Source organism: Bacillus sp. EB106-04-02-XG92, from assembly GCF_058791995.1.
The window spans coordinates 589,579-615,214 of record NZ_JBYTEA010000001.1 but is presented as its reverse complement, the minus strand read 5'-3'; the positions used below and the strand labels follow the sequence as shown (position 1 = coordinate 615,214).

Here is a 25,636-nt window from a genome sequence, read left to right as displayed (position 1 = left end):
ATGCTATGAGGGAAATGGAGGGGTGTTATGAAACGGTTCATAGTAAGCGTTGGTACAATGTTAGTCGTATTTTTATGTTCAACCATTAATAGTAGCGCAGAAAATAATGAAGCGAAAATTGCTTTTATTCGTCATCATGACCTCTGGATTAAAGTTGATGGAAAAGAAAAACAACTTACAAAAGGAGAGTATATAACAGGGCCAAAGTGGTCTCATGATGGAGAGTGGTTGGCATATGTAAAAGGAAAGAAACAAGGTAGTCTTGAGTTATATCGGCTGAAAGATGGAAAGAAAGTTACGCCGTTTCACTCAGAAGCATCCAATTATCAATGGTCACCAACAGAAAATATAATTGCATTTATATCTACAGGTACATTAAATACATTTGATGTAGAAAAAAAGAATACAGATTTTGAAAATGTATCGGCAGGTGTAGGAGATTATGCATGGTATCCTGATGGAAAGAAGTTTTTTGTATCCTCTGAAGCACACTTACTTCCAACAGGATGGACAGGGGCTCAGCTATATGAAGTGCAAAAAGATGCACATATGAATCCTCACAAAATGAAGCATTTGTATGCATTACCAAATGAACATGATGATTTCCTAGCATTAGTTGCAAGTGGCTTTCAGTGGTCGCCAGATCAAAAGTGGATTTCATTTTTAGCAGTACCGACAGCTTCATGGTCAGCTGATAGCAATACGCTTTGCTTAGTTTGTGCAGATGGTAGTCGTTTTGAAAAGGTAGATCAAATGTTATTAAACACACAATGGTTCAAATGGGCGCCAGCCAACAATATATTGGCCTATATTGAAGGAAGCGGGAGAGTTGCGTTAGAGAATAAACATTTAAAAGTAAAAGAATTGCCAGCACTTCAGCAGAACGCATTTACACCGAAAGGATATGTCGATTGGGATTTTACATGGAAGAACGATAACGTAATTATCGTTTCACGAGCAAAAGAGGCGGGGATAGAAACTCCACCAGAAAAAAGACCACTACCATCTTTATATGAGATTGATAGTACAAGCGACGAACAACATCGAATCACAAAGCCACCTCATAGGCAAGGAGATTATCATCCGCTCTTCATGAATAAGAGTAATCAATTAATATGGATACGTTCAGACCGTAAGAAAGCGGATGTATGGCTTGCTCATAAAGATGGAAAGCATGAAATGAAGTGGATTGAAAATATAGATGTACCAGAGTGGTATTACGAGAAATGGAATTGGCAACATGTTATCTCGGTGAAAGAAGAATAGAAAACCTGCCTAAAAGATAATTTTAGGCAGGTTTTTTATTGTTATTTATGTGTTTTATTTGGCTTCTTTTTCGCTGGGTTTCCGTTCCCCTGGCGTTTTCTATTTTGTTCATCTTTTGCTTGTTTTTCATGCAGCGTATCTAAAAAATCATTCGAGTTACTCATTTTTCTATCCCTCCTTTCATTTCGTCCTAATTACTATAACCATTTAGGAGGACAATCATGAGATAAAAGTTAAGCGCTTAATTTTCTTCGGTAGTATATGTAAAAGATGCCATACGTAATAAATAGCATAAATAAAATTTGTAACTCTATATTTTCTTTTAAAATAGTTGCGATAGAAGATGGTAAGTAAGGTGATGTATTGTTTGTTTCTACACCTAACCATTTGTTTAAGAGGTTAATGGTACAAAACATAAAAACACCGGACCAGCTTGCAATAATTGCTTTCTGTTTAATTTTTGTTTCACGTTCATCATCTGTAATCCAAGGATTAGCAGTTTTATCACTGCTAAAAAATCCGTTTATATATCCCCATATAATCATGCCAATTAAGATGGTTATCCATTTCATATGTATGCTTCTCCTCTCTCTTGTAAAAAGTATTTTACATATATAATTGTAATGTTTTCCAATTTGTTGTGTCAAACCTTTTTTACATATCAGTTTTGTATATAGCAGGAATAAAGGATCAAATAGGGAAGAAATATGTAAGAGGATTTCATAGTGAGAGGAGAATGGGTATGAAACTCGTCTTTGTTCGGCACGGTGAAGGAGAACATACAAAAGATTTGCCGGCAAGTTTACAAATGCTGAATCCATCATTAACGGATGAGGGAAGGGATCAGGCTGGATTCATTCAATACAATGTACCATTACAGGAAACGGATATATTAATCGTTAGCCCTACACTTAGAACTTTACAAACGGCGGCGATATGGAGTGAGAAAGTAGCTTGTCAAAAAATCGTCCATCCATATGCATCTCCACGTATTTTTCCTTATCGAGAAGGAGCAAAAACATTACCATGTGACCACATAGTAGATCAGGGGGTAATAACAAATTTATTTCCACATTTTTCGATAGAGAAAAGTACAAATAAACAGCTATGGACGGAAGGTATAAATACTATTTCAGAGAATCGTTTTCAGCAAATCGTAGATGAATTTCTTCTTTGGTGTTGTGAGCTAGGCGCTGAAAGAATTTGCATTGTATCTCACGACGGGACAATTACAGCATATAGGCAATATTTACAGAAAGTCGTTTTAACTAGATCAGATTTTTTGAAAGAAACGGGCATATATGAAATGGATTTATCTCATAAAATTCTGATTGATAAGGGCTGATTATAGGATGGGGGTTGTATGTTGAATATTGCATTAGTAGTTGGCTTTAATTCTGATTTAGAGGCGCAATCAATCCGGGCATCACTTGAATATTTTGGGGCAAAAGTTGTTACATATTGGATTGGTAGGCCAAAAGATTTCATAGATGTTCTTTCTGGAAATGCTTTGTATAACGATATAAATTATTTGGTTTTTTGCTTTCATGGTGAGGAAGGAAAGTTTGTCATGGAGGAGTTAGGTGAAGATATATATGAACAAGATGAACCGAGAGGATACTTTGGTGCAGAAGAAATTTATAAATATGCAAAATTGCATAATACACATATTGTAAATAGCGGGTGTACGTTAGGGGAGCAAAAACTAGCAGAATCTTTTTTGCGTAGTGGGGCGAAATCGTATATTGGATCGATAGATTATGTAGATGGGAATGCAGCACTTATGTTTACAATACGCTTATTTTATGGGCTTATTAGCTATGAAAAAACGTTAGAAGATGCTTTTCAAGAGGCGAAATTAATCGATGAGGAGACACGTACATTTCAATTCTATAAATAGAAAAAACACGTTTATTCTATATTCGAATAAACGTGTTTCACATTTAACTCACAATTTTTTTACATTTTCTTCAATGAAAACCATTATCACTTATGGTATGATATGTTCAAGTTTTTACGGGGAATAGAAGTTACTATATAAACGTTAGTTTTCAATGTTTCATACACATGTCACGAATTATTCATAATTAACGTTTGTAAAATAAGTAACTAATGTTATTATATTAACTGTAACTAACTTAATTACAACTTTAGGAGGAAGATATGGTTATTCAATTTTTAAGAGAAAACAAAGCAGTTTCTTTTGTGTTAGCAGTAATTCGAGTGTATCTTGGTTACACATGGTTAATGGCTGGAATCGGTAAACTACAAGGAAAAGGATTCGATGCAACTGGTTATTTACAAGGTGCAATTGAAAAATCTAAAGGAGCACAACCGGCTGTTCAATCTTGGTGGGCATCATTTTTACAAGATTTCGCAATTCCAAACGTTGATCTATTTAATACACTTGTAATGTGGGGAGAAATTTTAGTTGGAATTGGTTTAATTGTAGGCTGTTTAACAAAAACGGCGGTCTTTTTCGGCCTTGTAATGAACTTTTCCTATATGCTTAGTGGGTCAATTGGTGTAAACCCTGAAATGGTTATTCTATCAATGTTCGTTCTAGTCTCTGGCATGAATGCTGGTAAATTTGGAATAGATGGTTTCGTTATTCCGAAAGTATTAGGGTCAAAAACTCAAAAACGCCAAAAGCAAGCTGCTTAATATATGAAAGCGGGTATCTCAAAATGAGATACCCGCTTATGTTATTTTTCAACTTTGATTGGATTGTTCTTAAAGAATTCTTTTACATATCCTACAAATTCTTGTGGCTCTTGACGAAATGGTGCATGATAACCTTTTTCGATAATATGGAAAGTACTATTTTTTAAGAATTGATGATACGTTTCTCCTTCTTTCCAAGAAACACTACTATCATGTCTTCCCCATATAATTAAGGTTGGTTGTTTCAGTTCATTTGCATTGATTTGAAGACGTCTCGGCCATAATTTCATTTTATTGTAATGCTCTTCATCGTTACGTTTAAATTTCACTTTGCTCTCATCATAATCTGCAATAGCAGAAACGGTATTTAAATCGGTCGACAACTGTGGTTTTGGTGAACCTTGTTTATTAACGAATGTATGAGGACCGCCTGTAGCATCAGTTAAAATAAGGTGGGTAACGGCTTCAGGATATAAATATGTTAAATTAAGGGAGATTTCTCCGCCCATTGAGTGTCCTAGTATCGCAAACGAATCATAACCTAGTTTTTTCATTAATTTATAATACAAATTTGCATGGGTTGGGAAAGAATAATAAAAATCCATCGGTTTAGATGAGCGTCCGAATCCTAAAGCATCTACAGAAATAATTGTATGATCTTTCGCTAAGTCTGAATAAATCTTTTGAAAACCATCTGACGATCCTCCAAATCCATGGATCATAAGTAAAGGTGGCTGTTCATTACCAATCTTTTTAAAGTAAATGGTTTGCCCATCTATTTCTACCATTTTTTCCTCGGTAGCTAGTTTCGCTGTAAGTGTATTTTTAACTTGTTTTACTTGTTCTACTGGCTTTTCTGCTGCACTACATCCTACTAATAGTGTAAGAGTAAGACAACCTACCATAAAATAGCTAAATCGCTTCAATTAGGTGTCCCCTTTCTAACATAACGCTGTATCTATCATAGCAAATAGCATATTACGATTTCCAGGAAGTTGGCTACCATTTTTTATCATAAGAGGTGAAAGGAGCATTTCTTGGAAATCTTCTGTTTGAAGAAATTTACGAAATGAAAATTGTGAATGGGGGACATCAATCCTTACTGTGCCACTCCAACATTCACAGATCGTCTTGAATAATTGAATAGCATCCTTCCCTTGCTTTGCGATAAGTGGATTGACGCATAATATATTACCTTTTTGTATACATAAGGAAAAAGCTTCTATACAGTTATTTCTCTCAATTTTAAAAGAGTGGCTAGTTCTTGGTAATAGCGATGAATAAAGGAAAGAACGATTAGTACCAGTTGTAATTTGATCAAGAGAAATAAGTGATACAAGATCTTCTTCTTTCACTTGTTGCGTATGAGTAATATGTGTTTTAGTAGTTTGTTTCTCAAAACGATGAATCGTCGTTACTGTTTGAAATCCGCATGATGTATAAAGAGGCTCGCCAGCTTTTGTTGCAATAAGTGCAATTGGTTGTTTTGGATGGGTTTGTTCTAAGCAACGATTAAGCAAAATACGCCCGATGCCCTGGCCTTGAAAATTAGGATGGACGATTAACATGCCAATAGTAGAAAAACTATCTTTAAAAGGAAATACACCTCCAGCTGCAATCAGTTTATTTTCATGCATATAACCGATAAGTGTGCCAAGGGAAAGATACATTTCGAATTGTTTTTTCATAAATGTTTTATCTTGTAACCATCCAATAGCTTTACAAAGGTCGAGTAAATCAAAAATAAAAGATTCATCTAGCTTTATTGTTTTCATGAATACTCCCCACATTTCTATTAATTTTCATAAAAGTAGATTGAAAATGTTAAATAAGAGATTTACGTTAAATGAAATCCAACTTGTTTATATTTAATTGTAAAGGGAAAGAAGGCTGATACGAACAGACAAACTTATACAAATTATAACTGATATTTACATAAGTTAACAAAAAATTTACATATAACTAATTTTCTCTTAATAGTCTTCTATTAAATTTGATAGTGGGAAATGAATAACCTAATTAGGGGGACAAGACAGTGAAAAAGTTTGTGAAAAAAGCATGGCCATTTGCAGTTGTGGCGTCGTTAGCAGTTACTTCGGTGGCAACATGGAATTTTACACGTTCTAGTGAAGTAAATGCAGATGAGAGCGGAAGCAATGCAAAAATTAAAAATGTTATTGTGTTAATTGGGGATGGTATGGGTCCTTCATACATGACGGCTCATCGTTATATGAAAGATAATCCGAAAACATTCGAGATGGAATCTACAGAGTTCGATAAACATCTTGTAGGAACACAAAAGACATATCCGGAAGATGAACATGAAAATATCACAGACTCTGCATCAGCAGCAACAGCTATGTCAGCAGGAATTAAAACATATAATGCGGCAATTGCAGTTGATAATGATAAAGCAGAAGTGAAAACTGTTCTTGAACAAGCGAAAGAAAAAGGGAAATCAACGGGACTCGTTGCTACTTCTGAAATTACACATGCAACACCAGCTGCTTTCGGTGCGCATGACATTAGTCGTAAAAATATGGATGCAATTGCAAATGATTATTTTGATGAGAAAGTTAAAGGGAAGCATAAAGTAGATGTTATGCTTGGCGGCGGCGTAAAAAACTTTGTTAGAACAGATCGTAATCTTACAGAAGAGTTTAAGAAATCTGGTTATAGCTACGTAACAGATCGAGATCAATTGTTAAATGATAAAAATGATCAAATCCTTGGTTTATTTGCACCAGGCGGTTTAGATAAAATGATTGACCGCAATGAGAAGACACCTTCATTAGAAGAAATGACAAATGCAGCAATTGAGCGTTTGAACAAAAATAAAAAAGGTTTCTTCTTAATGGTTGAAGGAAGTCAAATTGACTGGGCAGGACATGATAATGATATCGTTGGTGCAATGAGTGAAATGGAAGACTTTGAAAAAGCATTTAAAGCTGCGATTGAGTTTGCGAAAAGAGATAAAAATACGTTAGTCGTTGCAACGGCAGACCACGCTACAGGCGGGTTATCTTTAGGTGCGAATGGTGAGTACAACTTTAAAGTAGATCCAATTAAAGCTGCAAAACGCACACCGGACTTCATGGCAAATGAGATTGCAAAAGGTGCAAATGTAGAAGAAACATTGAAAAAATATATTGATTTACAATTAACACCTGAAGAAATTAAAGCGGTAAATGATATTGCTCCTTCAAAAGATGTAACAAAGATTGATAATGCGATTGAGGATATTTTCAATAAGCGTTCAGTTACAGGATGGACAACAGGTGGACATACAGGGGAAGATGTAAACGTATATGCATTTGGACCTGGTAAATACTTGTTCTCTGGCGTTCAAGAGAATACAAATATCGCTAAACGTGTCTTTGATATCGTTGGCGGTGGCGATCCGAATAAAGGAAGACGCTAATTATAAATGAAAGTGAGGCGAAATGCCTCACTTTTCTTTTTAGGAGATGGGAAGATGAGGGCTTTTTTCATGGGAATAGGATCCCTTCTAATAGGTGTATTATTGCTAGTTGGATGTCAATCCGAAGAGAATAAGATAGAACAAAAAGCTACTACTACAAAAGCTGAGGAAAAGGTACAAATAACGAAAGAAGAAGAAAAATTGATTCAAGATGTTATGGAGAAATTTGTACTGACGACAAATGAAAAAAATCTTGCTGAACATATGGAGTTATTTTCAAAGAAGATGCCAAGTGCTGAAGACTTAAAAACGCAAAAAGAAGCAGCTTTTCAAAAGGGAAATAAGAATATTGAATTGGAACATATAGACATAAAAGCTAGTAAAGCAGGGTATGTTGTTGTTGAAACAAAAGAAAAGGAAATAGATGGAGAAATCACTCTTCAGAAAAAAGTACAGTACGCACTTGGGAAAGAAGAGGATGGTTGGAAAATTGAAGAGGTTCGCACGATAGAGAAGAAATAAAGTGAAACTTTAATCTGGGAGTCTTGCTGCCTGTAAATAGTGAAATAAAAAAGGTTCTCATTGGCGAGAACCTTTTTCTATCCCGCGTTAACGTCCGATTGGTGAGGGCTGATTAAAGTTTCACTTTATAGTGGTAACATAATTTGATTTGAGCATGCTTCGATATCATCAATATCTTGGCGAATGGTTGCCATTTTATTATCAAGATCTTCAGCTTTCATTGCTGCATCATGTAGTTCATCTTTTAAATACTCAGGTATTTTCCCTTCATATTTATAATAAAGTTTATGTTCCAAACTCGCCCAGAAGTCCATTGCTAGCGTACGTAATTGAATCTCTGCAAAGACTTCTTTTGTACCAGAATTCAGTGATAAAGGATATTTAATAATCATGTGTAAACTTTTATAGCCGTTTCCCTTTGGATTAGCGATATAATCTTTTACCTCTATGATTTCCATATCTTCACGCTTTTGAATGACTTCTTTCAAATGATAGATATCTTCGACGAAGCAACATGTAATACGAATGCCGATGATGTCTTGTAAATGCGTTTGTGCATTTTCAACTGTCGGTAATAAATTTTTACGCTCAAGCTTTTTAATAATACTTTCAGGTTGTTTTAATCTTGTTTTTATATGTTCAAACGGGTTGTAATCCTCTAAAAATTGGGCTTCCCGGTTCATAATTTCAAATTTAGTTTTTAACTCTTCTAAAGCAAATGTATATGGTAGTACAAAAGCTTTCCAGTAGTTAACTGTTGATTGATTATATTCCATTTATATACACACCTTTTCCTATTTACAAGTGAGGTTGTTATTATACTAAACACCAAATCATGTAGGCGCAAGCAGCAAATGATGAGATCATAAAACGATATTTAGTTTTCATAATTTCAGCTCCTTTCGATTAAAATTCTATATAAATAAACGTGATTGTTAATAAGTTCACTATGTACAATTCCTATAGTAATAGATTCGTGTGAATTTCGTATGAACTAATTGTTTCAGCTTTTTGTCTTTTTTTGCAATTGACAAATAGAATGAAGTTATATAATATATAAACCGTAATCATTACGATTTAGTTTGCGATCTTTAAAAGAAAGGAGAATTACGTATGCGTGTAAATATTACATTAGCTTGTACAGAGTGCGGTGATCGTAATTATATTTCTAAAAAGAATAAACGAAACAATCCAGAGCGCATCGAACTAAAAAAATATTGTCCACGATTAAAGCGAGTAACGTTACATCGTGAAACGAAGTAGAAGACTAGACATATCTCTAGTCTTTTTTGTTTATATATTTTTTGGTTGTGTTTGTTATAATTACCTTAAATTGTAATAAGGGGAGCGGTATGATGAATCCAAAAGATAAAGGAAGAAAAGAACAAGTGTCTCATATAATTAACATTCCAGATGATTATAGACTTGTAGTAGACGATCAAGAAGGCGTAGATGACCCGTATCATCTATTATGGTGGGAGCATAAAGAGGATGAGGAGAGAACGATACAAATTACGCTGAATAGACATACTGGTAATTTAATAGAGTTTAGGATAGGTGATGAAAATTATTTTTCAAGTGGTAAGGCAGCGATAGAGGAAAATAAATCCAGAGAGATTGCAAATGTATTTTTAAAAAAATATACAAAAGAAGGATATGAATTTTATACATATGTAACGGTTAAGGACGACAGGCGTGGTTGGAAAGAAGTAAATTATATGCAAGAAGTGAATGGCTATCCATTGCCGAACACAGGGTGTGTCGTGCAAGTTCATCCTTCAGGGAATGTTATGCATTTTCATTATAATGGACAAAAAGCTATTGATGAAAAAACGGTATGGCCAAGTGGAATTGTTGCGGAGAACGTCGTCTTAGAAAATTTGAAAGCTAGACAAGATATGAGACTTATATTTGTGGATTTAACACACTCTTCATGTGAGTATGAAAATGGAGAGGCAGTAAAAGGGTACCATCTTGTATATGAACCAGAACCTAGCCATGCGTTTATTAAAGCAAGTACAGGTAAAGATTTATATGGGCCTGATCATTATAAATTACCTTCTACAGTACTTATTGATAAACCGCTAAAGAGTAGTCCGAAAAAAGACGTGCTTGATCTATTTGATTGGGACAAGGAGAAATTTGTAAAATTAGATAAAAAAGTAGATGAGGATGAAGTCTGGATAAAATTTGTATTAAAAGAAGAATTACAAAAAGAAATAAAAGAGAAGGATCCATGTTCAATGGATGAGTTCTATAAAAAGCATGTTCCAATGCTGAAGCATGATGAATTTGTTGTAATTACTCTAGATAAAGAAACAAGTCAATTGCTTTCTTTTTTTATGTGGAAGGATGAGAAAAAAAGAAGAACAATCTTATCAAGAGAGCAATGTTTAGACAAAGCACTTCAATTTTTGGAACGAGTTATTCCAAATGTTACACAATATTTACGTCTTTGGGAAGAACGTGAAGAAGAGGAAGATGGAATTGAGAGATTCTCCTTTTCAATATATGTAAATGACATTCAAGTAGAGGGAAAATATATTATGATCAACATCAATGCAGAAAATGGTGCTGTGATGCATTATTCAGGAGAATCTAGCAACATTATAAAAGAATTACCCACATATGAAACAACACCAAAAGTAACAAAGGAAAAAGCGTTAGAAATATACAGAGGGGCCATGCGAGTTCATTTAGAATGGTTTTTAGAGAATGATGTGGAGGAAACAAGCTATGAACTACTGTATAAACAAACAACGGATGAAAATTATAAAGAACCCTTCGATTGTAGACGAGAACTGCGTTATATTGATGCCAATACAGGGAAGAAAATTTGGAGTGCATATTAATAAAAGCCAATCGATACGTATCGATTGGCTTTTACTATGTTCTTACAATTATTTATTAATTGCCGTTAAGTGGTTGAAGAATACCATCTTGGGCTTTTGACCAATTATATAGGTTTCCATCAGATCCCACTGCAAAATTTAGCGCACGAGAGTTCTCAGCAGATTCGCGTCCGTATAATACGTCGTATAGCTTAATGCCATTTATTGTGCCAATTAGTTTGTCTTCGCTGGAGCTGTAACGGATTTCATTTGAGCGAGCTCCCATTCTTTTTTCTAGAACTTTTATAGCATCTTCACTTGTGAATGTAATAGTATCGGTTTGTTTATTTGGTTGCTTAGCTGGTTGTTGCTCTTTTTGCGTGTTTTTAGATTCTGCTTCAGGTTTTGTGTTGTTTTCAGGTTTTGTGTTGTTTTCAGGTTTTGTGTTGTTTTCAGGTTTTGTGTTGTTTTCAGGTTTTGTGTTGTTCTCAGGTTTTGTGTTGTTCTCAGGTTTTGTGTTGTTCTCAGGTTTTGTGTTGTTCTCAGGTTTTACGTTGTTCTCGGTTTTTGCGTTGTTCTCAGCTTTTGCACTGTCTTCAGTTTTTTGGCTATCTTCCGTTTTTGTACCGTCTTTTGATACGGCAGTATCTTGTTTAGTAGCTTCAGTTTTTGTAGGAGACGTTTGTTGTCCACAAGCTGAAAGTAAGAAAAATGATGATGTGAGTATTACAAGGTTTCTAATTTGTGATGTAGCGTATCGCATGAAAACACCTCTTTCAAAATTTTGGAATCTTACATATTGTAATACATTGGAAAAAATATGCAAGGTATAAAAGACTTATTTCGCTCGACAAAAAGCTAAGGAATCCATATTTATATCGTACAGACACAAACAACCTTACGCCCACATACACATAGTAAAGACCACTATTTTGGCGGAGGTGAAAGGTTTGAGTCTATTCGCCGCAATTGGATATATGGTTCGAGAAGTGTTTGTTTTTGTTTCTTATGTGAAGAACAATGCGTTTCCGCAGCCGTTATCATCAGACGATGAGAGAAAGTACTTAGAGTTAATGGAGCAAGGTGATGCTCAAGCGAGGAATTTGTTAATTGAACATAATTTACGGCTTGTAGCTCATATCGTTAAAAAATTTGAAAATACTGGGGAAGATGCAGAAGATTTAATTTCAATTGGTACAATTGGGCTCATTAAAGCGATCGAGAGTTATTCGGCAGGAAAAGGAACGAAACTTGCAACGTATGCAGCACGCTGTATTGAAAATGAAATTTTGATGCATTTACGTGTACTAAAGAAAACGAAAAAGGACGTTTCACTTCATGACCCGATCGGGCAAGATAAAGAGGGGAATGAAATATCGCTTATTGATATATTAAAATCAGAGTCTGAAGATGTAATTGATATGATTCAGCTTAGTATGGAGTTAGAAAAGATTAAAGAGTATATCGATATTTTAGACGAACGGGAGAAAGAAGTAATCGTGAAGCGTTTTGGACTGGGGCTTGATAAGGAGAAAACGCAACGAGAGATTGCAAAGGCACTTGGTATTTCTAGAAGCTACGTATCAAGAATTGAAAAGCGTGCTTTAATGAAAATGTTCCATGAATTTGTAAGAGCAGAGAAAGAGAAAAAAGCAAAAGAATAATGTACATTGCAAGCAGCCTTATTTTAAAATAGGCTGCTTTCCTTTTTGTAAATAAGGAAAGAAAAAGAGTGGTGTTCAGAAGAAATCCATGTTCACTGTTGAAAATGACGGATTCTATCTGTAATATTAGAAGGTGCTAAACAATTTAAGAATAATACCATACTTAGTTTTCTGCATGTATACTGAAACAGTTCTATATGTTATATGGGAATAAGAACCAATTTTACATATGATATAGAAGGTAAAGAAGGGGAAGCTAAAGTTATAGACTGATTAGGAGGTTCCGCAATTTGCGACGTACATTATATCGACTTATGATCGAACTTACAAATGGTCGTTTTACTTCTTATATATTACGTAAATTTGCACAATCTCGTTTGAGCTCTATCATTATTCCATCGTATGCGAAAGTGTTTCAAATTAATCAAGATGAGATGGAAAAGGGTTTGAAGGAATATAGAACATTGCATGAATTATTTACGCGTAAGCTAAAAGAAGGAAAGCGTAGTATTGATACACATGCATCAAGTATCGTTAGTCCGGTTGATGGTGTTTTTGCTGATCACGGTCCTATTGAGGACACAAAAACATTTGACATTAAAGGCAAGCGTTATTCGATTGTGGATATGCTAGGTAATGAAGAACGTGCACAGCGATATGCAGGTGGTACATACATGGTTATTTATTTAAGCCCAAGTCATTATCATCGTATTCATAGTCCGCTTTCTGGTTCTGTGACTGAAAGATTTGTACTCGGTAGAAAATCATATCCGGTAAATGCAGCTGGTATGGAATACGGGAAAGAACCATTGTCAAAAAATTATCGCTCTGTTACAGAAGTGAATAGTGACGGTGAACATATGGCGCTTGTAAAAGTAGGAGCTATGTTTGTAAATAGTATTGAGCTGCTGCATGAAAGAGACACTGTTCAAAAAGGTGAAGAAATGGCATACTTTACATTCGGTTCAACAGTTGTGTTATTGTTTGAAAAAGATATGATAGAAGTAGTGCAAGAATTGAAGAGTGGACAAGAGCTTCGCCTTGGTGAAAAGATTGCTACTCGATTGGCTCATAATTAAAAAAGATTTCATAACTGTAAGCAAGATTTATGGACAAAGATGCGTAATGATGAAATTCCCTAGATGGGAGTACTTGTTTATTCGAGAGCCATCGCAGGATGGCTCTTTTTACAAGTTAGTTAATTAAAATTTCACTTTATATGTAATCAAGACGATTTGACAAGCTTGTCCTCTAATGAGCGTCTAATAATTTCTTGTTTTATAAGTAAAATGAAGTCGGGATTTAATTTTAGTTCTTTTGCTTTATAATAAGACTCAGTGAGTAACTCAGTAGATAACTGTTCCATATGTTTTGTTTTCAAGGTGAGTCACCTCCTAATAATATAAGGATTGATTCGTTGTTGCATTTAATGTACCAAAAAAATATGACAGTCACAAATGAGTGGTTATCCACATACCTAGGTGGATAAAATGTGTATAGATTGTTAGTAAATTCCAAATTGACTGAAAGATTAATGTGGAAAATGTGTACAATTTTATCCACAGGTCATATATCGAAATATGTTGTCGAAAAATTTTTATGAAAACTCCTCAAAGAGGTGAAAGAAATTGAAACTATTTTTACCAAATGAATATGTGAAAAATGTATATCATGTTCAACCAGAAGATTTGAAAAAGCGCGGAATTAAAGGTGTTATTACTGATTTAGATAACACTTTAATTGAATGGGATCGTCCAAATGCAACGCCACAACTTGAAGAATGGTTTTTGAAAATGAAAGAGCAAGGCATTCAAGTAACGGTCGTTTCGAATAATAATGAGCAACGAGTAAAAGACTTTGCTGATCCATTAGGCATTCCATTTATTCATAGTGCGCGTAAACCATTTGTTCGTGCATTTAAGCGTGCGATACAAGAGATGCAATTGCAACCAGATGAAGTTGTAGTAATTGGGGATCAGTTACTAACGGATGTTTTAGGTGGAAATCGAGTAGGACTTCATACGATTTTAGTTGTACCGGTAGCACAAACGGACGGATTAGTAACGCGCTTTAATCGAAAAATTGAACGAAGAATTATGAGAAATATGAAGAAAAAAGGTTTAATTAACTGGGAGGAATAAAGTTTGACTGAAACAATTAAATGTATTGGTTGCGGTGTAGAAATTCAAACAGAAGATAAAAATGAAGTGGGATATGCTCCTGCCTCATCTTTAGAAAAAGAACAAGTAATTTGCCAACGCTGTTTTCGCTTGAAACATTATAATGAAATTCAAGATGTATCATTAACAGATGATGATTTCCTACGTATTCTAAACGGTATTGGAAAATCGGATGCGTTAGTAGTTAAGATTGTAGATATTTTTGACTTTAATGGTAGCTGGTTACCTGGCTTACATCGTTTTGTGGGAAATAATAAAGTATTACTTGTTGGGAATAAAGCTGATTTAATTCCTAAGTCAGTAAAACATGATAAAGTAAAGCATTGGATGCGCTATAGTGCAAAGCAGCTAGGATTAAAGCCAGAAGATGTCTTTTTAATTAGTGCAGCGAAGGGACAGGGAATTGCTGAGCTGGCAGATGCGATTGAGTATTACCGCGGCGGAAAAGATGTTTACGTTGTTGGATGTACAAATGTAGGGAAATCAACATTTATTAATCGTATGATTAAAGAGTTTAGTGATGAGACTGAAAATGTAATTACAACATCTCATTTTCCAGGAACAACGCTGGATTTAATTGATATTCCGTTAGACGAAGAATCTTCTTTATATGATACGCCAGGTATTATTAACCACCACCAAATGGCTCATTATGTTGGAAAACAAAGCTTAAAGCTTATTACACCAACAAAAGAAATTAAGCCAATGGTGTTCCAATTAAATGAAGAACAAACATTGTTCTTTAGTGGACTGGCACGTTTTGATTATGTAAGTGGCGGTCGTCGTGCATTTACTTGTCACTTCTCGAATCGTTTAACAATCCATCGTACAAAGCTTGAGAAAGCAGATGAATTGTATAAAAATCATGCTGGAGATTTACTAAGCCCGCCAACACCAGAAGAATTAGAAAATATGCCAGAGCTAGTGAAATACGAGTTTAATATTCGTGAACCAAAAACGGATGTTGTATTCTCTGGATTAGGATGGGTTACTGTGAACGAACCGGGAGCAAAAATTGTTGCACACGTACCAAAAGGAGTAAGTGTTTCATTGCGTAAATCTTTAATTTAATATGGAGAGGGATTTATGAAACAATTATATGGTGTAATCGGAAATCCAATTGGACATTCATTATCACCCGTTATGCATAACGATGCATTTGAACACTTGAATATGGATGCCCATTATCATGCCTTTCTTGTTAAAGAGGAAGAGCTAGGGGAAGCAGTAAGAGGTTTAAAAGCATTAGGTATTTCAGGATTTAATGTAACAACTCCGCACAAAGTTGCGATTATGGATTATTTGGATGAGATTGACCCGCTAGCAAAACAAATTGGTGCGGTAAATACAGTGGTTCATAAGGATGGAAAGTTGATTGGCTACAATACAGATGGAATTGGTTTTGTCCGAGCATTGCAGTCCATTAGTAGTGAACCACTTCAAGAGAAACGTATTTTATTACTTGGCGCAGGTGGTGCTAGTCGAGCGATTTATTTTTCTCTTGCCGATGTAGGTGTGAAAGAGATTGATGTAGCTAATCGTACAGTGGATAAGGCGAAAGAACTTATTGCTGCATGTACGGCTACTGTTCATTCTGTTCCTTTATCTTTAGAAAAAGCAACAGAAGAACAAGGAAATTATGATATTATCATTCAGACGACAACGATAGGTATGCATCCACGTGTTGAACATACGCCATTACAAATTTCTTCGTTAAAAAAAGGGACGATTGTATCAGATATAATTTATAACCCATTTGAAACGAAAATTTTATGTGAGGCGAAAGAGCAAGGTGCAATCATTCAAAATGGTATTGATATGTTTGTTTATCAAGGTGCACTTGCGTTTGAAATGTGGACAGGCCGCGCGCCAAATATCGAACGAATGAAACAATTAGTTATAAGAAAGCTTGGAGGCTAACATATATGTTAACAGGAAAACAAAAAAGATTTTTACGTGCACAAGCACATCATTTAACACCAATTTTTCAAGTAGGAAAAGGCGGAGTAAATGAAAATATGATTAAACAAATCGCAGATACTTTAGAAGCTCGTGAGCTATTTAAAGTAAGTGTGCTACAGAACTGTGAATTCGATCGCCGTGAAGTTGCAGAAGAACTTGCAAAAGGTGCACGTGCTGAAATCGTTCAAGTAATTGGAAGCACGATCGTTTTATACAAAGAATCAAGAGAAAATAAACAAATTAAGCTTCCTCGATAAAAAGATTAGCATGAGCTATTTTTATCGCAGATGCGTAATGATGTAGAGAGCGAAACCAATTGAACTTTTATTAATAGCAACTCTCTTCATTCCTAACCGAAGAGAGTTGCTGTACGTAAAAGGAAGGGGCGTTTCTTTTGAGGAAAATTGGCATCATTGGCGGTACATTTGATCCGCCACATTATGGACATTTGCTCATTGCAAATGAAGTATATCATGCTTTGAATTTAGAAGAAGTATGGTTCTTACCGAACCAAATTCCGCCGCATAAACAAGGGCGAAATATTACAAGTGTAGAAAGTCGCTTACAAATGTTAGAGCTTGCGACTGAGGCAGAGGAACATTTTTCTATTTGTTTAGAAGAGCTAAGCAGGAAGGGCCCATCTTATACGTATGACACTATGCTACAATTGACGAAGAAGCATCCGGATGTGCAGTTTCACTTTATTATTGGTGGAGATATGGTTGAGTATTTACCGAAGTGGTATAACATTGACGCGTTGCTTGATCTTGTGACGTTTGTTGGGGTTGCAAGACCTGGTTATACATTGCATACACCTTATCCTATAACCACTGTGGAAATTCCGGAGTTTGCCGTTTCTTCATCTTTATTACGCGAGAGATATAAAGAGAAGAAAACATGCAAATATTTACTTCCTGAAAAAGTACAGGTATATATTGAGAGGAATGGGTTGTATGAATCGTGAGAAAGCACTTCATATTGTCAAACAACAAATGCATGAAAAACGTTATGTACACACAATTGGTGTAATGGAAACAGCAATTGAACTTGCTAAGTTATACGGTGTGGATGAAAAAAAGGCTGAAGTTGCAGCTATATTCCATGATTATGCGAAGTGTAGAGCGATTCCAGAGATGGAAGAGATTATTAAACGTGAAGGTTTGCCGAAAGATTTACTTTGTTATAACAAAGAGTTATGGCATGCACCTGTTGGGGCATACTTAGTAGAAAAAGAAGTAGGCATTACGGATCCTGAAATCCTGCAAGCTATTACATATCATACAAGTGGTCATGAGAAAATGACGATGTTAGATAAAGTAATTTATGTAGCTGATTACATTGAGCCTGGTCGAAAGTTTCCAGGAGTGGAGGAAGCTCGAAAACTCGCATATACGGATATAAATCAAGCTTTAGTATTTGCATTAAAGAGAACAATTCAATTTTTAATGGAAAAAAATCAAACGATTTATCCATTAACATTCCAAACATACAACGCAGTTATCAAGGAGGAAATTAGTAAATGAACGATAAAGATTTGTTAGTATTAGCGGCAAAAGCAGCTGATGATAAGAGAGCAGAAGATATGGTTGTCCTAAATATGCAAGGTATTTCACCAATTGCAGATTATTTCATTATTTGTCATGGTAACTCAGATAAGCAAGTGCAAGCAATTGCACGTGAAATCAAAGCAAAAGCACACGAGTTCCAAATCGACGTACAACGTATGGAAGGTTTTGACGAAGCGCGCTGGGTATTAGTTGACCTTGGAGATGTAGTTGCTCATGTATTCCATAAAGATGAGCGTAATCACTATAATTTAGAGCGTCTATGGGGCGATGTGCCACGTGAAGACATTACAGAAGAGCTAGGCCAATGAATTACGAACAATTTGCATTGCTGTACGACGAACTAATGAATGATGTCCCTTATGATAAATGGGTAGAATTCACAGAGGAAAGCTTACAGCAAGCGGATATGAAAGAGGCGAAAATTCTTGATGTAGCATGCGGTACTGGTAATGTAACACTTCCGCTTGTACAAAAGGGTTACGATGTAATCGGTGTCGATCTTTCAGAAGAAATGTTAGCAGTTGCTCAGCAAAAACTAGGCGGGGAAGGATATTTTATTCCTTTTTATCAACAAGATATGCGAGAGCTTGATGTTCCGGGTGAGTTTGACTGTGTAACGATCTTTTGTGATTCATTAAATTATGTATTGCAAGAAGATGGAGTGCAAGAAACATTTCGAAGAGTGTTTCACCATTTACGTCAAGATGGTTTGTTTTTATTTGATGTACATTCTTTATATAAAATACATCATGTATTTCAAAATGAAACATACACAGTAAATGGAGAAGAAATATCTCTTATTTGGAATTGCTTCCCTGGTGAAGAATCAAATAGTGTAGAACATGATTTAACATTCTTTGTTCAAGATCCAGAAGAAGATGTGTACCATCGCTTTGACGAATGTCACGTGCAACGTGCATATCCGGTTGAAGAGTTAACGAAATGGCTTGAAGCAGCTGGTTTTACAGTGCTTCGCGTAACTGGTGACTTTGAGAGACTTGAAGTTACAGAACAAACAGAGCGTATTTTCTTCATGGCGAAGAAAAATGGATAAAACAAAAGCAACCGAGAAGGTTGCTTTTGTTTTGTAAAGAAACTGTAATTTTTTCTCTAGCATAATACGAAGATGATATACGTGAATTGTAAAAATGCTAGGTTAAGTGAATTTGTAATGTGAAAAAATTAAGTATTTATAAAAAGGATTTGGAATGACGATGACGTATTTATTATGTGTGTTTATTGAATTGCTGATCAACGCATTTTAAATCTTCATCAAATTTTTCGTGTGTCCGCTCAATTAATTTGTGAAACATATCCCCAACATGTTCTTCTAAAACACGAATACCTTCTCCTGTAACGCCGCCTTTAACACATACTTTTTCTTGTAAAGTAGGCAATGTGAAAATCCCTTTTTCGAGTAGTTTCCCCATTCCGACGACCATTTCACTTACTAAAGTAGTGGCTTCTTCATGTGTAATATTTGTTTTATCTACAGCAGCGTTAATGAAACATTGTAATAAATAACTAAAGAATGCAGGGCCGCAGCTTGCTATATCAGATGAAACGCGCGTTATATCTTCTTCTATTACAAGGGGAGTAGAAATGTTTTTGAATAGGCGAAATAGTTTTTGTTGCCACTCTTCAGAGCATTTACTTCCGAATGTAAATAGTGATGCGCCAGATAGGGCGCGGTTTGTAATGCTCGGAATAATACGTGCAACATGGCAAGGTACAAGTGTCTCTAATTGTGATGGGGATATTGGACTTGTGATAGAAACTAAGCACTTTTCATCAGAAAAATGTTCAGCGTATTTTTGTAGGATCGGGTATATATCTATCGGCTTTACGCAAATAAAAATAAGATGTGATCGTTCAATTACCTCATCAATAGTTTTGGCTATATGAACAGAAGGGTATTTTTCCTTTATATGATATGCTTTGGCGGGCGTTCGATTAATGATTGTAAGGCACGAAGGTTTGACAGCACGGGTTTCTAAAAATGCATCGATTAGTATATTCCCCATGTTTCCTGTCCCTATAATTCCTATGTTCAATGTTTCATCCCTCCTTCGTAACAGCTTTCTCCTAAACAATATGAATGATTTTATAAAATTATGATTAGAGGTGAAAAATGATGTGGGATTTTCCAAAGAAATGGTTAGGATTAGTAGCTATTATTGGAACTGTACTTTTTCTTTTTTTCTGGAAAATGAATGGGCATACAGAGCGATCAATCATTGCAACGGATGTTCAAGCGAAAGAGATAGAGAAAAAAAGTAAACCGAAAATATCGGATACAAAGCAGCAGAAAAAAATAATTGTAATTGATATGAAAGGGGCTGTTGTTAAAGAGGGAGTGTATGAAATGAAAGAAGGGGAACGGGTCAAGGATGCCATTGAGAAGGCAGGTGGTTTTTTGCCTGAGGCAGATAGGATAAAGGTAAATTTAGCACAAATGGTACAAGACCAAATGCTTCTTTACGTACCGAATAAAAGCGAACAAGTGCAAGGAGAAGCTGCTGTTTCAAAGGGAGAGGGGAAAGTTCAAATAAATGCAGCTTCTAAAGAACAACTTGAAAAAATTACAGGTATCGGCTCTCGGAAAGCAGAAAGTATTTTGAAATATCGAGAGGAGCATGGTCCATTTCAAAAAATAGAGGATTTGTTAGAGATTGATGGGATTGGTGCGAAGTCTTTGGAAAAAATAAAAGATCAAATTATTATTCCGTAAAAGATTGACGAAGTTTTTCTTCATTCGCTACACTACAAGTAGACAAAAAAGTAGGTGAAGAATATGGAACGAATTTCATGGGATCAATATTTTATGACGCAAAGCCATTTACTATCTTTACGTAGTACATGTACAAGGCTTGCAGTAGGCGCGACAATCGTTCGTGATAAACGAATTATTGCTGGTGGATATAATGGTTCAATTAAAGGTGGCGTACATTGTATAGATGATGGATGCTACGTTATTGATAATCATTGTGTTCGTACAATTCATGCAGAAATGAATGCTTTATTACAATGTGCAAAGTTTGGCGTGAAAACGGAGGAAGCGGAAATTTATGTTACGCATTTCCCTTGTTTACAATGTTGTAAGGCGATTATTCAAAGTGGTATTACAGCGGTTTATTATGCACAGGATTATAAAAATCATCCATATGCCATAGAGTTATTTGAAAAAGCGAATGTAACAGTGAAACACGTTCCGCTAGAATATGATATTGCGGCATTAGAGGATCAAAAGCGTCATATGGAGTTAAAAGAACTATTTGCATCTTTAGAAAAAGAGAATTTATCAATGGAAGAATTACAGCATGTATTCACGAAAGCAAAAATGATGCTATAAGGAGTGAGTATAGGTTGCATGGACAATGGGGCTATGTTGCAATCTCATTTATAATAGGGATTGCAATTGCCTTCTCCTCTTCGGTTTTATTGCTGATGTGTTGTCTCGTTCTATATGTTATCTTTTGTTTGTATCGTACTTCGCGTAAAACCTTCCTTTGTTGTATGATAGCGTGTTTTAGTGGCGCTATGTACACTGCGTATGTTCAAGGGCAAAACAAACCTCTAGGAGAGTCCTACGAAGCTATAAGAGGGGTGATATACAATACACCTCTTATTGACGGGGATCGCCTATCATTTCAAGTTGAAGATCAGTATAAAAATATAGTGCAGTTAAGTTACAAAATTAAATCAGCCTCGGAAAAGAAACAACTGCGACGATTACATGCAGGAGCATCGTGTGTATTCGAAGGTGAGAGGAAAGAACCACCAATAGCTCGGAATTTTCATGGTTTTAATTATCGTGATTATTTGTATAAGCAAAATATTCATTTCATATTGGAAGCTACATATATTTCTGAATGCTATAAAACATCATTGTCATCCGTGCAATGGATCCTTCTTTTAAGGCAGCAAGCTATCTCGGGAGTTACAGAAATGTTTCCGGAACAATCAGGTGCTTTTATGAATGCATTAGTATTTGGTGATAGACAACAAATGATATATGAAGTTGAAGAGCAATATCAACAATTTGGTCTTGTACATTTGTTGGCGATTTCAGGATCGCATATCGTATTGTTAATGGTGATCGTGTATTTTATTTTGCTAAGAAGTGGTGTGACGAGGGAGGTAGCTACAGTATGTCTTATCTTCTGTATTCCTCTATATATGATTTTAGCAGGAGCGTCACCGTCTGTGATAAGAGCTTCTATAACAGGAGTTTTAATGTTGATTGCTTTTATGTGTTCTATTCGTTTATCTAGCTTAGATGCTTTAAGTGTAACAGCTATATGTATGCTTATATTTGATCCATATCTCGTGTTTAATATTGGTTTTCAGTTTTCTTTCGTTGGTAGTTTTGCTCTACTTTTATCTGCCCCGCTGTTACTAGAGAGTAGTAATGGGGTAATCCGAAATTCTATTTATATTTCTTTTATTTCACAGCTCGTTAGTACCCCAATTTTGTTATATCACTTCGGTTATTTTTCTCCATATAGTATTTTTCTAAATATCCTATACGTTCCGTTTTTATCTCTTATTGTATTGCCATGTAGCATTGTTATTTTGGTATGTATACCGATCATTCCGTTTCTTGCAAAAGGACTTGCGAATGTACTATCAATAGGTTTGAATCTTTCTAATTATTTTTTAAGTTATTGTGAAAACTTGCCATTTACCCGTCTTAATTTTGGGCAAACACCTATACTTCTTGTAACCCTATATTGTGTGAGTATTATTAGTGTATTGATGGTTTGGGAAAGGCGAATGTCGAAAGGGATTATGTGTATAGCTTCGGGTATATTTCTATTTATTAGTACATGTCATTATGTATATCCGTATTTTCGGGAAGGCGGAAGTGTTACATTTCTTGATGTTGGACAGGGGGATGCGATATTAATTCGTCTCCCGTACGATAAAGAGGTTTACCTCATCGATACTGGTGGAACAATTCGTGTAAACAAGGAAGAATGGCAACAGAAAAAACATGAATTTTCTGTCGGAAATGATATTTTGATTCCGTATTTACAAAAGGAAGGTATTAAAAAAATCGATAAATTAATCGTAACGCATGGTGATGCGGATCATATAGGTGCTGCGCAAGAGTTATTATCAAATATAATCGTAAAAGAAGTCGTATTTGGCCGAAAGGAACAAGATGCGGAATTAGAAAAAGTAGTAAAGAAACAGGCGTTAGAAAAGGAAGTGAAAATAAGAGAAGTGGGAGAAGGAGAGAGTTGGAGCATAAATGGAGCGGAATTTTTCGTATTAGCCCCAACAGGAAAGGAAAGAGGTGAAAATAACGCTTCAATTGTAGTGTGGGCAAAATTAGGAGGACTAACGTGGTTGTTTACAGGTGATTTAGAAGAAGAAGGAGAGAAGTTTTTAGTAGCTACGTATTCAGAACTACGGGCGGACGTTTTAAAGGTTGCTCATCACGGGAGTAACACGTCATCTATAACGCCTTTTTTGAGCGCTGTACAGCCTAATATGGCGATTATTTCTGCCGGTGAGCGTAATAGGTATGGACACCCTCATAAAGAAGTTATAGAGCGTTTGGAGGAGATGGGGATTGAAATATGGCGCACGGATAAGCAAGGTGCTATTTCCTATGTTTTTAAAGGGGAAAACGGAACCTTTCGTAGCAAAATCACATATGATGAAACACATAATCGATAAAAAAGAAGACTGCCAGTAAGCAGCAGTCTTTAAGAACCAATAAATTTAATAACAGTTGCAATGATGAAAAGTGTTGCGAAAAAACCAAATGAGACGATAAATCCTACCCCTGAATCAATAGCGTCATTGCGTTTACTTTGAACATTTTGTTCAAAATCATTCATTTAGAATCCCTCCCCAACATTCCACTTTAGTATAAAATATTGTCAGAAAAAAATCTACAATTTATATAGGAAGAGAAATAGAGCGTTTTTACTACTTTTAGATCATGAAGTAATGTGAGTTTTTTGTTTCCAAGCATGTTAACAGTTGGCACTTATACTCGAATTTTTATTGTGAATAATAAAGGGAAGGTGATTACCGCACACCAATAAGAAACCCGGGGCTTATTGCGTGGCGTTTAATATAAATAAAGGGACGGGTTATACAGCCTGTTCCTTTGTACTTGTAAAACAAAAGCTAGGGCATTAGTATAAATATATATTGCCAAGTTAGGGAGTAGGAAAAAGTATGAGTGATATACATAAAAAGATTAAAAAGAAGCAGTTTTCGCCGTTGTATTTACTGTATGGAACGGAAGCGTTTTTTATAAATGAAACGATAAAGCTTATTACAACAGAAGCGCTTGAAGAGGAAGATCGCGAGTTTAATGTTGTGACATATGATTTAGAAGAAGCGTATTTAGAAGATGTGGTTGAGGATGCACGTACACTTCCTTTTTTTGGAGAGCGTAAAGTACTATTAATAAAATCACCACTATTTCTAACTTCACAAAAAGAAAAGTTAGAACAAAATATAAAAATTTTAGAAGAATATATTGGGGAGCCTTCTCCTTTTTCTATTCTTGTTTTTGTTGCGCCTTACGAAAAGCTTGATGAACGAAAAAAAATTACAAAACTATTAAAGAAAACAGCGGATGTAGTAGAAGCGAATGCGATGCAAGTGCAAGATGTTCAGAAGTGGATTGTGGCTCGTGCGGATGAAGTACATGTACATATTGATCATGCGGCTGTTAGTTTGTTGCTAGAGCTTGTGGGAAGTAATGTAACGATGTTGGCGAAGGAAATGGACAAGTTAACGTTATACGTTGGTATGGGCGGAGAGGTTACCCAAAAACTTGTTGCGGAGCTTGTGCCAAAATCAGTTGAACAAAATGTGTTTGCTTTGACAGAAAAAGTGGTAAAAAAAGATATTGCGGGCGCAATGCAAATTTTGGATGGATTGTTTACGCAGCAAGAGGAACCGATTAAACTACTTGCATTATTAGTAAGTCAATTCCGTTTGCTCCATCAAGTGAAAGAGTTACAGCAACGTGGTTATGGACAGAATCAAGTCGCGTCTCATATTGGTGTGCATCCCTATCGTGTAAAGTTAGCGATGAATCAAACGAAGTTTTTCTCTTTTGAAGAATTAAAAAAAGTGATTATAGAATTAGCGGAAGCTGATTATAGTATGAAGACAGGAAAAATGGATAAGAAACTTGTGCTTGAGTTTTTCTTAATGCGGTTAAATCATATGTAATGAAACAAAAAAAGTTCACGTGCTTAGCGCGGGAACTTTTTTGTATATAAAAAAACGATCCAAATGGATCGTTTTTTAAACGCCTTACGCGTTTACTTGTTTCGCTAAGCGAGATTTTTGACGAGCTGCAGCGTTTTGGTGGATAAGACCTTTACGAGCTGCTTTGTCAAGTTTTTTAGAAGCAGTTTTGAAAGCTTCTTTAGCATTTTCAAGATCGTTATTAGTAACTAAAGCTTCAACAGTTTTAACAGCAGAACGCATGTCAGACTTGATAGAAGCGTTATGTGCACGACGCTCTTCGCTAAGTTTAGCGCGTTTGATAGCAGATTTGATGTTTGCCATACTTTTC

The 25,636-nt window shown here is 35.5% G+C and carries 32 protein-coding genes; 22 read left to right on the top strand and 10 right to left on the bottom strand.

Annotation, left to right across the window (positions count from 1 at the left end):
• Window positions 1-27 precede the first annotated feature (27 nt).
• A complete protein-coding gene (locus AC3WVA_RS03275) occupies window positions 28-1,266 on the top strand; it encodes a TolB family protein (RefSeq protein ID WP_098345272.1) in 1,239 nt (412 codons plus the stop codon).
• Between the two features lie 41 nt (window positions 1,267-1,307).
• On the opposite strand, the gene AC3WVA_RS03270 is transcribed toward AC3WVA_RS03275, so the two are convergent.
• The gene (locus AC3WVA_RS03270; protein WP_000071861.1) at window positions 1,308-1,430 is read right to left on the bottom strand and encodes a DUF4023 domain-containing protein; all 123 of its coding nucleotides are present in this window, start codon (window positions 1,428-1,430) and stop codon (window positions 1,308-1,310) included.
• Window positions 1,431-1,499: 69 nt separating this feature from the next.
• The gene (locus AC3WVA_RS03265; RefSeq protein ID WP_000871278.1) at window positions 1,500-1,838 is read right to left on the bottom strand and encodes a hypothetical protein; all 339 of its coding nucleotides are present in this window, start codon (window positions 1,836-1,838) and stop codon (window positions 1,500-1,502) included.
• Window positions 1,839-2,008: 170 nt separating this feature from the next.
• On the opposite strand from AC3WVA_RS03265, the gene AC3WVA_RS03260 reads away from it, so the two are divergent.
• From AC3WVA_RS03260 to AC3WVA_RS03250, 3 genes are all read left to right on the top strand, one after another.
• Complete coding sequence (locus AC3WVA_RS03260; protein WP_098345273.1) at window positions 2,009-2,611, top strand: histidine phosphatase family protein; 603 nt, start codon at window positions 2,009-2,011, stop codon at window positions 2,609-2,611.
• Between the two features lie 18 nt (window positions 2,612-2,629).
• Window positions 2,630-3,166, top strand: a complete 537-nt coding sequence (locus AC3WVA_RS03255; RefSeq protein ID WP_048531294.1) for a delta-aminolevulinic acid dehydratase — start codon at window positions 2,630-2,632, stop codon at window positions 3,164-3,166.
• A gap of 263 nt (window positions 3,167-3,429) precedes the next feature.
• The gene (locus AC3WVA_RS03250; RefSeq protein WP_048531291.1) at window positions 3,430-3,930 is read left to right on the top strand and encodes a DoxX family protein; all 501 of its coding nucleotides are present in this window, start codon (window positions 3,430-3,432) and stop codon (window positions 3,928-3,930) included.
• Between the two features lie 41 nt (window positions 3,931-3,971).
• Here AC3WVA_RS03250 and AC3WVA_RS03245 read toward each other — a convergent pair whose 3' ends face one another.
• On the bottom strand, window positions 3,972-4,856 hold the full coding sequence (locus AC3WVA_RS03245) for an alpha/beta fold hydrolase (RefSeq protein WP_048531289.1): 885 nt from the start codon (window positions 4,854-4,856) through the stop codon (window positions 3,972-3,974).
• A gap of 15 nt (window positions 4,857-4,871) precedes the next feature.
• Entirely contained in the window at window positions 4,872-5,705 is an 834-nt protein-coding gene (locus tag AC3WVA_RS03240; RefSeq protein WP_098345274.1) for a GNAT family N-acetyltransferase, read from the bottom strand.
• A gap of 260 nt (window positions 5,706-5,965) precedes the next feature.
• On the opposite strand from AC3WVA_RS03240, the gene AC3WVA_RS03235 reads away from it, so the two are divergent.
• Together AC3WVA_RS03235 and AC3WVA_RS03230 are read left to right on the top strand one after the other, a co-directional pair.
• A complete protein-coding gene (locus AC3WVA_RS03235; RefSeq protein ID WP_492321780.1) occupies window positions 5,966-7,351 on the top strand; it encodes an alkaline phosphatase in 1,386 nt (461 codons plus the stop codon).
• A gap of 54 nt (window positions 7,352-7,405) precedes the next feature.
• A complete protein-coding gene (locus AC3WVA_RS03230) occupies window positions 7,406-7,873 on the top strand; it encodes a hypothetical protein (RefSeq protein ID WP_048531282.1) in 468 nt (155 codons plus the stop codon).
• 125 nt (window positions 7,874-7,998) lie between these two features.
• Here AC3WVA_RS03230 and AC3WVA_RS03225 read toward each other — a convergent pair whose 3' ends face one another.
• A complete protein-coding gene (locus AC3WVA_RS03225; protein ID WP_000456215.1) occupies window positions 7,999-8,649 on the bottom strand; it encodes a GTP pyrophosphokinase in 651 nt (216 codons plus the stop codon).
• A 337-nt stretch (window positions 8,650-8,986) separates the two neighbouring features.
• Between AC3WVA_RS03225 and rpmG the strand changes: the two genes are divergently transcribed.
• Window positions 8,987-9,136, top strand: a complete 150-nt coding sequence (gene rpmG, locus AC3WVA_RS03220; protein WP_001265617.1) for a 50S ribosomal protein L33 — start codon at window positions 8,987-8,989, stop codon at window positions 9,134-9,136.
• 89 nt (window positions 9,137-9,225) lie between these two features.
• Complete coding sequence (locus AC3WVA_RS03215) at window positions 9,226-10,725, top strand: YcdB/YcdC domain-containing protein (RefSeq protein WP_098345276.1); 1,500 nt, start codon at window positions 9,226-9,228, stop codon at window positions 10,723-10,725.
• Between the two features lie 55 nt (window positions 10,726-10,780).
• On the opposite strand, the gene AC3WVA_RS03210 is transcribed toward AC3WVA_RS03215, so the two are convergent.
• Window positions 10,781-11,467, bottom strand: a complete 687-nt coding sequence (locus AC3WVA_RS03210) for a hypothetical protein (RefSeq protein ID WP_492321779.1) — start codon at window positions 11,465-11,467, stop codon at window positions 10,781-10,783.
• A 187-nt stretch (window positions 11,468-11,654) separates the two neighbouring features.
• Between AC3WVA_RS03210 and sigK the strand changes: the two genes are divergently transcribed.
• Together sigK and AC3WVA_RS03200 are read left to right on the top strand one after the other, a co-directional pair.
• The gene (gene sigK, locus AC3WVA_RS03205) at window positions 11,655-12,368 is read left to right on the top strand and encodes an RNA polymerase sporulation sigma factor SigK (protein WP_000051382.1); all 714 of its coding nucleotides are present in this window, start codon (window positions 11,655-11,657) and stop codon (window positions 12,366-12,368) included.
• A 290-nt stretch (window positions 12,369-12,658) separates the two neighbouring features.
• A complete protein-coding gene (locus tag AC3WVA_RS03200; protein WP_098344844.1) occupies window positions 12,659-13,447 on the top strand; it encodes a phosphatidylserine decarboxylase in 789 nt (262 codons plus the stop codon).
• A gap of 146 nt (window positions 13,448-13,593) precedes the next feature.
• On the opposite strand, the gene AC3WVA_RS03195 is transcribed toward AC3WVA_RS03200, so the two are convergent.
• On the bottom strand, window positions 13,594-13,749 hold the full coding sequence (locus AC3WVA_RS03195) for a sporulation histidine kinase inhibitor Sda (protein ID WP_000850094.1): 156 nt from the start codon (window positions 13,747-13,749) through the stop codon (window positions 13,594-13,596).
• Window positions 13,750-13,996: 247 nt separating this feature from the next.
• On the opposite strand from AC3WVA_RS03195, the gene AC3WVA_RS03190 reads away from it, so the two are divergent.
• The 8 genes from AC3WVA_RS03190 (at window position 13,997) to AC3WVA_RS03155 (ending at window position 19,132) form a co-directional block, all read left to right on the top strand.
• On the top strand, window positions 13,997-14,509 hold the full coding sequence (locus AC3WVA_RS03190; protein WP_000765309.1) for a YqeG family HAD IIIA-type phosphatase: 513 nt from the start codon (window positions 13,997-13,999) through the stop codon (window positions 14,507-14,509).
• A 3-nt stretch (window positions 14,510-14,512) separates the two neighbouring features.
• Window positions 14,513-15,619 carry a ribosome biogenesis GTPase YqeH gene (gene yqeH / locus AC3WVA_RS03185; RefSeq protein WP_000140795.1) on the top strand — a complete coding sequence of 369 codons (1,107 nt, stop codon included), beginning with the start codon at window positions 14,513-14,515 and terminating at the stop codon, window positions 15,617-15,619.
• 15 nt (window positions 15,620-15,634) lie between these two features.
• Window positions 15,635-16,468, top strand: a complete 834-nt coding sequence (gene aroE / locus AC3WVA_RS03180) for a shikimate dehydrogenase (protein ID WP_088314377.1) — start codon at window positions 15,635-15,637, stop codon at window positions 16,466-16,468.
• Between the two features lie 5 nt (window positions 16,469-16,473).
• Entirely contained in the window at window positions 16,474-16,767 is a 294-nt protein-coding gene (gene yhbY / locus AC3WVA_RS03175) for a ribosome assembly RNA-binding protein YhbY (protein WP_000955224.1), read from the top strand.
• 137 nt (window positions 16,768-16,904) lie between these two features.
• A complete protein-coding gene (nadD, locus tag AC3WVA_RS03170; RefSeq protein ID WP_048531269.1) occupies window positions 16,905-17,474 on the top strand; it encodes a nicotinate-nucleotide adenylyltransferase in 570 nt (189 codons plus the stop codon).
• Window positions 17,464-18,033 (top strand): bis(5'-nucleosyl)-tetraphosphatase (symmetrical) YqeK, encoded by a 570-nt coding sequence (yqeK, locus tag AC3WVA_RS03165; RefSeq protein WP_098344845.1) that lies wholly within the window; start codon window positions 17,464-17,466, stop codon window positions 18,031-18,033. The genes nadD and yqeK overlap by 11 nt, the downstream gene beginning before the upstream one ends.
• Window positions 18,030-18,386 carry a ribosome silencing factor gene (gene rsfS, locus AC3WVA_RS03160; RefSeq protein ID WP_048531266.1) on the top strand — a complete coding sequence of 119 codons (357 nt, stop codon included), beginning with the start codon at window positions 18,030-18,032 and terminating at the stop codon, window positions 18,384-18,386. Before yqeK ends, rsfS begins: the two co-directional genes overlap by 4 nt.
• The gene (locus AC3WVA_RS03155) at window positions 18,383-19,132 is read left to right on the top strand and encodes a class I SAM-dependent DNA methyltransferase (protein WP_048531264.1); all 750 of its coding nucleotides are present in this window, start codon (window positions 18,383-18,385) and stop codon (window positions 19,130-19,132) included. The genes rsfS and AC3WVA_RS03155 overlap by 4 nt, the downstream gene beginning before the upstream one ends.
• 172 nt (window positions 19,133-19,304) lie before the next feature.
• On the opposite strand, the gene comER is transcribed toward AC3WVA_RS03155, so the two are convergent.
• On the bottom strand, window positions 19,305-20,132 hold the full coding sequence (comER, locus tag AC3WVA_RS03150; protein ID WP_098344846.1) for a late competence protein ComER: 828 nt from the start codon (window positions 20,130-20,132) through the stop codon (window positions 19,305-19,307).
• 77 nt (window positions 20,133-20,209) lie between these two features.
• Here comER and AC3WVA_RS03145 point away from each other — a divergent pair, with 77 nt between their 5' ends.
• The 3 genes from AC3WVA_RS03145 (at window position 20,210) to AC3WVA_RS03135 (ending at window position 23,766) form a co-directional block, all read left to right on the top strand.
• Complete coding sequence (locus AC3WVA_RS03145; protein WP_492321778.1) at window positions 20,210-20,809, top strand: helix-hairpin-helix domain-containing protein; 600 nt, start codon at window positions 20,210-20,212, stop codon at window positions 20,807-20,809.
• Between the two features lie 63 nt (window positions 20,810-20,872).
• Entirely contained in the window at window positions 20,873-21,430 is a 558-nt protein-coding gene (locus AC3WVA_RS03140; RefSeq protein ID WP_048531258.1) for a ComE operon protein 2, read from the top strand.
• Between the two features lie 14 nt (window positions 21,431-21,444).
• On the top strand, window positions 21,445-23,766 hold the full coding sequence (locus tag AC3WVA_RS03135) for a DNA internalization-related competence protein ComEC/Rec2 (RefSeq protein WP_098880557.1): 2,322 nt from the start codon (window positions 21,445-21,447) through the stop codon (window positions 23,764-23,766).
• A 29-nt stretch (window positions 23,767-23,795) separates the two neighbouring features.
• Here the strand turns inward: AC3WVA_RS03135 and AC3WVA_RS03130 are convergent, their stop codons facing one another.
• Window positions 23,796-23,930, bottom strand: coding sequence for a YqzM family protein (locus AC3WVA_RS03130; RefSeq protein ID WP_000997609.1), 135 nt, complete (start codon window positions 23,928-23,930; stop codon window positions 23,796-23,798).
• Window positions 23,931-24,276: 346 nt separating this feature from the next.
• Here AC3WVA_RS03130 and holA point away from each other — a divergent pair, with 346 nt between their 5' ends.
• Window positions 24,277-25,287 carry a DNA polymerase III subunit delta gene (gene holA / locus AC3WVA_RS03125; RefSeq protein WP_098344850.1) on the top strand — a complete coding sequence of 337 codons (1,011 nt, stop codon included), beginning with the start codon at window positions 24,277-24,279 and terminating at the stop codon, window positions 25,285-25,287.
• An 84-nt stretch (window positions 25,288-25,371) separates the two neighbouring features.
• Here the strand turns inward: holA and rpsT are convergent, their stop codons facing one another.
• Window positions 25,372-25,629: a 30S ribosomal protein S20 gene (rpsT, locus tag AC3WVA_RS03120; RefSeq protein WP_001274011.1), complete on the bottom strand. Its 258-nt coding sequence runs from the start codon at window positions 25,627-25,629 to the stop codon at window positions 25,372-25,374.
• Between the last annotated feature and the right edge of the window lie 7 nt (window positions 25,630-25,636).